The sequence below is a fragment of the Pseudomonas sp. GXM4 genome (assembly GCF_008923895.1).
Lineage (GTDB): Bacteria > Pseudomonadota > Gammaproteobacteria > Pseudomonadales > Pseudomonadaceae > Aquipseudomonas > Aquipseudomonas atacamensis.
The window spans coordinates 1-6,211 of record NZ_WBRZ01000303.1; the positions used below are offsets into that span (position 1 = coordinate 1).

5 protein-coding genes are annotated in these 6,211 nt (G+C 58.7%); 2 read left to right on the plus strand and 3 right to left on the minus strand.

Going from position 1 to position 6,211, the window contains the following annotated elements:
- Window positions 1–105 precede the first annotated feature (105 nt).
- Window positions 106–1,914 (minus strand): monovalent cation:proton antiporter-2 (CPA2) family protein, encoded by a 1,809-nt coding sequence (locus tag F8N49_RS24405; protein ID WP_151552938.1) that lies wholly within the window; start codon window positions 1,912–1,914, stop codon window positions 106–108.
- 259 nt (window positions 1,915–2,173) lie between these two features.
- On the opposite strand from F8N49_RS24405, the gene F8N49_RS24410 reads away from it, so the two are divergent.
- Window positions 2,174–3,088, plus strand: coding sequence for a LysR family transcriptional regulator (locus F8N49_RS24410; RefSeq protein WP_151552940.1), 915 nt, complete (start codon window positions 2,174–2,176; stop codon window positions 3,086–3,088).
- Here F8N49_RS24410 and F8N49_RS24415 read toward each other — a convergent pair.
- A complete protein-coding gene (locus tag F8N49_RS24415; protein ID WP_151552941.1) occupies window positions 3,078–3,848 on the minus strand; it encodes a substrate-binding domain-containing protein in 771 nt (256 codons plus the stop codon). The two genes, F8N49_RS24410 and F8N49_RS24415, sit on opposite strands and share 11 nt — an antisense overlap.
- Before the next feature lie 12 nt (window positions 3,849–3,860).
- Window positions 3,861–5,153, minus strand: a complete 1,293-nt coding sequence (locus tag F8N49_RS24420; RefSeq protein WP_016775219.1) for an MFS transporter — start codon at window positions 5,151–5,153, stop codon at window positions 3,861–3,863.
- 289 nt (window positions 5,154–5,442) lie between these two features.
- On the opposite strand from F8N49_RS24420, the gene F8N49_RS24425 reads away from it, so the two are divergent.
- A partial coding sequence (locus F8N49_RS24425) for a hypothetical protein (protein ID WP_218574908.1) occupies window positions 5,443–6,211 on the plus strand: 769 nt, incomplete at its 3' end.

Consider the following 6,211-nt stretch of genomic DNA (forward strand, 5'->3'; position numbering starts at 1 on the left):
GGGAAGTGGAACGCGGAGCGTCCCGGGCTGTGTTACCACGCGGAGCGTGGGAACAATCAAATCAAAAGATCGCAGTCTTCGGCAGCTACAGGGAATTCGCATGCATCAGGATTTGCGCGCTTCCTCTTCGAGTTGATCCGATTCAAACAGTTTGGCCAGTTCCGCCCGGGCTTCCTGGGCGGTCTGCAGGACTTTGGCGGCGTCGTCGTAGACGGCGTGTTGCGCCTCCAGCACCTGTTCGTCGTGATGCTTGAAACGCTTGATCCGCGCATCGGCCTGGGCTTGGGTCAGACCGAGGCCGACCAGCGTGCGCCGGCTCATTTCCAGGCTCGAATAATAGGTTTCACGAATCGCTTCCGCGCCGACATCCACCAGGCGATGCACGTGCTGACGGTTACGCGCGCGGGCGATGATTTTCATGTGCGGATAGAGCTTGTGTACCACTTCGGCAGTCTTGATGTTGGTCTCTGGATCGTCCGTGGCAATCACGAAATACTCCGCTTCGCCGACCTTGGCCGCGTGCAAAATTTCCGGGCGCATCGGGTCGCCGTAGAACACTGGCACACCGCCGAAGCTGCGCGACAGTTCGATGGTTTCCACCGAGGTGTCCAGCGCAACGAACTTGATGTTCTGCGCGCGCAGAATCCGCGCCACGATCTGGCCCATCCGGCCCATGCCGGCAATCACTACGCGTGGCGCTTCGGTGTCGATTTCGCGGAATTTCTCCGGCACTTCCACCGGCTGCACTTTCGGGCTGACCAGCCGTGCGCAGACCAACAGCAGCAACGGCGTCAGCGCCATCGACAGGGTGATGGTCAGCACCAGCAAGTCGTACAGCCGTGGCTCGAACAGGCCCTGATCGCGACCGATCTTGAACACCACGAAGGCAAACTCACCGCCGGCAGCGAGGACGATGCCGAGGCGAATTGCGCTGATTTTGTTCAATCCTCCTGCCAGACGTCCGACGACGAACAGCAGCGGCAATTTCAGACCGATCAGCAGCAGAGTCAGGCCCAATACAGTGATCGGCGCGCTCAACAACAGGCTGAGATTGGCGCCCATGCCGACGCTGATGAAAAACAGCCCGAGCAGCAGGCCCTTGAACGGTTCGATCTGCGCTTCCAGCTCATGCCGGTATTCCGAATCCGCCAGCAGCAGACCGGCGAGAAACGCGCCCAACGCCATCGACACGCCGACCAGATCCATCAGCCACGCCGTGCCGATCACCACCAGCAACGCGGTGGCGGTGGACACTTCCGGCAGCCCGGTTTTCGCCACCACGCGAAACACCGGACGCAGCAGATACCGCCCGCCGATCACCACCACGGCAATGCCGCCGAGCACCTGCAAGCTGTGACGAATATCGTCGGCGGTGCTGGTGTGGTGATCGACGCCGGCGAGCATCGGCACCAGGGCGATCAATGGAATCGCCGCGATGTCCTGGAACAGCAGAATCGCAAACGCCAGCCGCCCGTGGGGACTGGTCAGTTCCTTGCGTTCGGCAAGGCTTTGCAGGCCGAACGCCGTGGAGGAGAGCGCCAGACCGAGGCCCAGCACAATGGCGCTGTTCAGCGGCTGGCCGAACACCGACAGCGCCAGCACGCCGATCACCGATGCGGTCAACAGCACCTGCGCCAGACCGACGCCGAACACCGATTTGCGCATTACCCACAAGCGTCGCGGCGACAGCTCCAGGCCGATGATGAACAGCAGCAACACCACGCCCAGCTCGGAAATATGCGCAACGCTTTGCGGGTTGCCGATCAGGCCGAGCACCGACGGGCCGATGATTACCCCGGCAAACAGATAACCGAGCACTGCGCCCAGTTGCAGACGTTTGGCCAAAGGCACGGTGAGCACGGCCGCGAACAGAAACACGACAGCGGCTTGCAACAGATTGCCTTCATGGGGCATTGGAACGACTCCTGACTACGGGTACGGCGAGGGTGACAAGGATAAGGGTTCAACCAATTCGAGATCCACCAACGATCCTTGTAGGAGCTGACGAGTGCAACGAGGCTGCGATCTTTTGATCTTGCTTTTACCTTCAGAGAATCAAGATCAAAAGATCGCAGCCTGCGGCAGCTCCTACAGGGGATTTCCGGTGTCGCTGTAATAATTTGCATCAACTGGTTACATTTATAACCCCTGCGCATCAATTTCCGGAAACGCCATGGCCATCAACTTCGACCTCAACGACCTGCAAGCCTTTCGCGCGGTGGTCGAGCAGGGCAGTTTTCGCAAGGCTGCCGACACCGTGCGCCTGTCACAACCGGCGCTGAGTCGGCGCATCGAAAAGCTCGAAGACGCCCTCGGCGTGAAACTGTTCGAGCGCACCACGCGCAAGGTCAGCCTGACCCAGGCCGGGCGCGGCTTCATGCCCAGCGTCGAGCGCTTGCTGGATGATCTCGACATTGCCTTGCTTGGCATCAGCGAAGTCGCCTCGACGCGCTTGGGCCATGTCACCGTCGCCTGCGTGCCGTCGGCGGCGTACTACTTCATGCCCCGCGTGGTCGCGAGTTATCACCAGCAGTTTCCGCGGATCAAGGTCAAAGTCCTTGATTCCAGCGCTCACGATGTGTTGAGTGCGGTGGTCAATGGCGAGGCGGATTTCGGCTTGAGTTTTCTCGGCACGCAGGATGCCAAAGTCGAGTTCGAACCGCTTGTGCAGGAGTGCTACGTTGTCGCCTGTCGTCGCGATCATCCGCTGGCTGGGCGCAGCAGCGTCAGCTGGGACGAGTTCTATCAGCAGGATTACATTGCGCTGGACAAGACTTCGGGCAATCGCTTTCTGCTCGATCAGGCCTTGGGCGGGGTAGTGCCGCAGCGTCAAAGCATCTGCGAGACGCGGCATGTGACGACGATGATCGGCTTGGTGGAGGCGGGGCTGGGCGTGGCGGCGGTGCCATTGATGGCGATGCCCGGGCCGGATCATCCGATCCTGACGCGGGTGCCACTGATTGAGCCGCAGGTGATGCGCAGTGTCGGCATCATCAAGCGCCGGGATCGCACGTTGACCCCGGCGGCTCTGGAACTGGAGCGGCTGGTCGTGGAAATGCGCGTCCAGCCGCCAACGATCAACGCTTGACCGAATCCAGCCCGGTGGCCTGCACGTCAGCCTGAGCGGCCGGTGCAGCGAGGTAGGCGAGCAGGGCTTTGGCCTCTTCTGGATGCTCGGCCTTGACCGGAATGCCAGCGGCAAAACGCGTCACCGACTGTACCGATTCCGGAATCTTCGCGACGAAGCTCACGCCCGGCACCGGCAGCAATTCGCTGACCTGCTGGAAGCCCAACTGATAGTCGCCAGTGGCAACCACCGAGCCGACCGGGATCCTGGCGATCATCTTGGCTTTCGGTTTCAACTGATCTTCGATGCCGAGTTTCTTGAACAGCTGCTGCTCGATGTACACGCCGCTGGCGCTGTCGGAGTAGGCCACCGACTGCGCATCAAGCAGGGTTTTCTTCAGGCCGTCGACGCTGCTGATGTCCGGTTTCGCCGCGCCTTCACGCACCACCATGCCGATCCGCGAATCCGCCAGTTCGACGCGGGAAGCCGGGTCGACCTTGCCTTGTTTGATCAGCTCCTCGAGGGCGTAACCGACCATGATCACCACGTCGGCGTGCTCGCCGCGCGCCAGACGATTGGGAATCGCTTCCGGCGCCTTGCCCATCGACGGGCCGAGGCTGGTGGTGAGCGTGTTGCCCGTTGCGGCAGCGAATTTCGGCCCGAGGATCTTGTAGGCGGCAGTGAAGCCACCGGAGGTCATCACGCTGAGTTCTTCGGCCTGGGCCGCGAAGTTGAACGCGAGACCGGCGAGCAGGGCGGTGACAGTAAAGAGTTTTTTCATGGCAAGTATTCCTCAGGCCGCGACAGGTTGCAGACGACCACCGGCACGGCGGTACAGATAAAGCGTGGCGCACAGGGCGCAGAGGGCACCGATGCTCATCCAGTAACCTGGCGCGGCTTTGTCGCCGGTGTACTGGATCAGGAAAGTCGACATCGCCGGGGTGAAACCGCCGAAGATCGCCGTGGCCAGGCTGTAGGCCAGCGAGAAACCGGCGACGCGCACTTCAACCGGCATGATTTCGGTCAGCGCCGGAATCATCGCGCCGTTGTACAAGCCGTAAATGAAGGACAACCACAGCAGCGACAGCAGCATGTTGGTGAAGCTCGGCGCCTGCACCAGGAACGACAGCGCTGGATAAGTCGTGGCCAGTGCCAGCAAGGCCATGCCGATCAGCACTGGGCGACGGCCGATCCGGTCGGACAACGCACCACCAATCGGCAGCCAGAAGAAGTTCGACACGCCCACCAGCAGCGTTACCAGCAACGCGTCGGATGTGCTCAGGTGCAGCACGGTCTTACCGAAGGTCGGCGCGTACACGGTGATCAGGTAGAACGCGGTAGTGGTCAACGCGACCATCAACATCCCGCCGAGCACCACGCCCCAGTTCTGGCCAAGAGTGCGGAACACTTCGCGCATGCTTGGACGGTGTTTGCGTGCGGCGAACTCTTCGGTTTCCGCCAGATTACGACGCAGGAAGAAGATGAACGGGACGATCATGCAACCGACGAAAAACGGAATGCGCCAGCCCCAGGCGGCCACGGCTTGCGGCTCCATCCACTGGTTCAGACCGTAGCCCAGCGCGGCAGCAACGATGATCGCCACTTGCTGACTGGCCGACTGCCAAGCGGTGAAAAAGCCTTTGCGGCCCGGCGTGGCGATCTCGGACAAATACACCGAAACACCACCGAGTTCGGCGCCGGCGGAGAAGCCTTGCAGCAGTCGCCCGATCAGCACCAGTGCCGGGGCGAACAGGCCAATGGTTTCGTATCCGGGCACCAGCACAATCAATATCGTGCCGCTGGCCATGATCGACAGGGTGACGATCAGACCTTTGCGCCGGCCGACGTCATCGATGTATGCGCCGAGCACGATGGCGCCCAGCGGCCGCATCAGGAAGCCTGCGCCGAATACTGCGAAAGTCATCATCAGCGAGGCGAACTCGCTGCTCGCCGGGAAGAAGACTGCTGCGATCTGCGTGGCGTAGAAGCCGAACAGAAAGAAGTCGAACTGTTCGAGGAAGTTGCCCGAGGTCACCCGGAAGATGGCACCGGCCCGCGAGCCGTTGGTTGGGATTGAGGCTGTCATAGAAAAGTACTCCACCGCTTTTATGACGTGCGCTACGGAGAAGCGGCGCACGGTTTTTATTGAGATGGATGGTGGCGCAGATGTAACAATCTGTTAATTGCATTGTTGGCATGGATTGATGCGTGGATCGGATCAATCGAAGAGTGGTGGATGGCCTAAAGCTAAAACCTACGATGCTAGCCGATGTCATGAGATGCAGGTAACTGTCAGGTTTTACAGGTGCCCATTTTGCTCGGTTGTGTTCAATTGCCCATTCCGTAAGTGTGAAATTTATTGAATGAGAGCAATCATGAATAATTTAGAGAAGCGATATGCTGAAGGAAGGTTTGATCCAGAATTTGGTGAGGACGGAGTGGTTCGCTGGGTAAAGAGTGATATTGATTGGTTTGGGCTTAGTGCAACGGCCATTTTGCTCAATAAAAAGATGGTTGCAGTTATCTCTAATGGAGATAACAGTTTTTCTGTAGCGCGAATAAATGAAAACGGAACGCTGGATGCCGGCTTCGGTAGAGAGGGATATAGAAAATATTCCCTAACGGAAAGGCATTTTGTTAATGTCAATAGTGTGAGCTTGGTTGGCGAAGATGGATGGCTCATTTTTGGCACGGCATATAATCCTGACGTAAATGAGCAGCTTTTGTTCGTAGTGCGACAAGACGCCGAGGGCAACTTCGTTCCAGGGTTTGGTACCGAAGGTGTTCGTTATATTGATAGAAACGATGTAAGGCTGCCCGAGGATGAACGTGAAGTTGTTGGGATCATGCCGCTTTCTGATTCGCATGATAACGGCAACTCCCTACAGGAAAGTCCGAATGCATGCCCTGCGGCTATCAATCAGCAGAATGGTCTGATTTACCTGGGTACGGCCATCATGTACAACGATCTTTCATCTCAAGCTGCTGTGTTAAGCCTGAATGCGGACGGCTCAACCAATACGGAATTTGGTGGTGGCCGCGTATTATTAAATCCTGCAAATATTATCCACGCTAACAGTAACGCTAGGCAGGTGGTGCTGCAAAAGGACGGCAAAGTCTTGGTGTCTGCGGCTTATAATATAG